Raw genomic sequence first — 2,179 nt, 5'->3', positions numbered from 1 at the left:
CAGTGCCTGCTGCCGATAGGTGTTAAGGACTTCGACCATCTTCTCAGTCGATAGCGGCCATCCCGAACCGGACAGGCCAAGCTCCATCCCAGGCCTCCGGTTCAACGGCGACTTGGCGCCAAGTTCGAAGCGAAAGCCGATCGACTTGTAGCGGTTCTGCTCCCGGACGTGAAAGCCTTGAATGTCCCGCCATGCAATCTTCAACGGAGATCGAACAAAGCCGCCGCCGATCGCAAAGCCACTCCCGTCAAGGATCAAAGCACGCGGGCGGATGAACGATAATGCGCCGCCCAGCGCAGCCAGTCCGAAGAAGACTATGGCAACCCATCCCACAACTTCGTACTTGACCGCGACCAGGCCAGATTGACCGGCGAAGTCGCGGACCATATGAACTCCCATCCAAACGAAGGCGATGCCTCCGAGGAGATAGAAAAGGCTCTTGGCGCGTGACCCTCTTATGGTCCGAGGCTCGACTGGTTCGGTCGCGTCCTGCATGATTTCCCCCGAAGGCCGCCGCTGACGCCAGCAAGCTGACATTCGAGAATAAATCTCTGCCCATTCGGCCGCTCTTAACAGTGACCTACTTTCCCTCGTCCAGGATCAGCGCGATGATTAGCGCGTCATCTGATCAGTAACAGATTGTGCGTGGGTGTGAGAAAACGACAGCATTTGTCGGCCGCGACTGCATCAGGCAGGCACGGCAGAGGTTGTCCAGACACAAGGGCAGGGCTGCCACTGCGCAGACGTCAGACAATGYCGCGATGGCATAGAGGAGAACGTGATGAGAGTGATCTTGCTGTTGCTTATCACCTGGGCGGTAGTCGCGCCGGACACCTTGACGACAGCACTTGCCGCTCAAGCCAACCGGGTGACCGTGAGCTATGTGCTTCCCAAGAATTCAGCGCATCAGCCGATCTACGAACAACTGAAGGAAGTCAGGTTTCTGGAGAGGTTGCAGCAATTTCTCAGTCCGTTCCGACTGCCGCGCCCTTTGCTGGTAAAGGTGGAGGGATGCGACGGTGACGCCAATGCCTGGTATGAAGACAACGTGATAACGATTWGCTACGAGTACATTGAGCAACTCCGGAAAACCATGCCCGCAAACACCACGTTGGCCGGCGTCACGCCGGACGACGCCGTCACGGGTCCCTTGTTGGATACCTGTTTCCATGAATTTGGCCACGCCCTATTCGAGATGCTGCGGGTGCCGGTGTTTGGACGCGAGGAAGACGCCGCTGATCAGGTGTCTGCCTACATCACGCTGGAACTCCATAAGGACGAGGCACGCAGGATCGTCGGGGGCACCGCCTACGCGTATAAGACCGAGGCGGAGGCCGCGACAGCTCCACCTCAAATGGCGAAATTTGCGGACGTACATGGCACGCCAGCGCAACGCTTCTACAACGAGTTGTGCTTAGCCTATGGTGYCGACAAGGAGCAGTTCGGCTACATCGTCGATAAGGGATACTTGCCGAAGGAACGAGCCGAGGATTGCGCAGACGAATACCAACAGGTCAGTTATGCGTACAAGAAGCTGATCGAGCCACATGTCGACCGTCATCGTGCTAAAAAGGTGTTCGACAAGGGTTGGCTACGGGCGAGTGGATAGTGGCGGTGTCGTGCCGGTCATGCGGCCCGAACGCCTCATAGATAAGCCGGCCGCGCACGTTTCGAAGATCCGTGTGCCCCGACTTGCCGGTTGCGAATCGCTAAACTCGCTATGCGCCTCGGCGGTTGCGATAGGCAAAAGCCAAGGCTAAACGGCCAAAAAGAAAATGGCCGCCAGGGCACGAAACCTTGGCGGCCACCGCATGGGATTTCAAGCGCGCGCGAGGCGGGCTTGGCTGGCGGCCGCGAGTTTCCGCTCAGCCACGACGCCGAACAAGAGCCCGATCACCGTCCACAGGATGAGCTGGATCCCCATCGACGCGACGCGGAACTGCCACAACAGCACGGCCGAGAACTTCTCCGGCACCTCGTTGATGTCGGGCAGCGCCACCTTGACCAGCGCAAACACGATCAGGAAAGCGATACCGGCTATGATCGAGGCGTTCCACGCTCCGAGCTGCTTCCATAGGCGCTAGGCCGCGCGGAGTGCTTTGGCGGTCTAGGCAGCGGCATTTCTCATTGGCGTTTCAGCCATGTGGATTTCGGACATCCTGTTCGAGATGATCGTCCG

General features: G+C 58.5%; 2 protein-coding genes and 1 pseudogene. 1 reads left to right on the top strand and 2 read right to left on the bottom strand.

Translation table 11 applies throughout. The features are described from left to right. On the bottom strand, positions 1-495 hold a 495-nt coding region (locus tag ACXJ7R_RS30695; protein WP_457155088.1), incomplete at its 3' end, for an STM3941 family protein. A gap of 286 nt (positions 496-781) precedes the next feature. Between ACXJ7R_RS30695 and ACXJ7R_RS30690 the strand changes: the two genes are divergently transcribed. Beyond that, entirely contained in the window at positions 782-1,609 is an 828-nt protein-coding gene (locus ACXJ7R_RS30690; RefSeq protein ID WP_457155087.1) for a DUF4344 domain-containing metallopeptidase, read from the top strand. Positions 1,610-1,819: 210 nt separating this feature from the next. Here ACXJ7R_RS30690 and ACXJ7R_RS30685 read toward each other — a convergent pair. Beyond that, positions 1,820-2,062 (bottom strand): annotated as a pseudogene (locus tag ACXJ7R_RS30685) (CbtA family protein); the annotation flags it as partial. Positions 2,063-2,179: the final 117 nt, after the last annotated feature.

This window comes from Mesorhizobium sp. P5_C1, from assembly GCF_054049815.1.
This window is presented reverse-complemented; position numbering and strand designations above follow the sequence as displayed.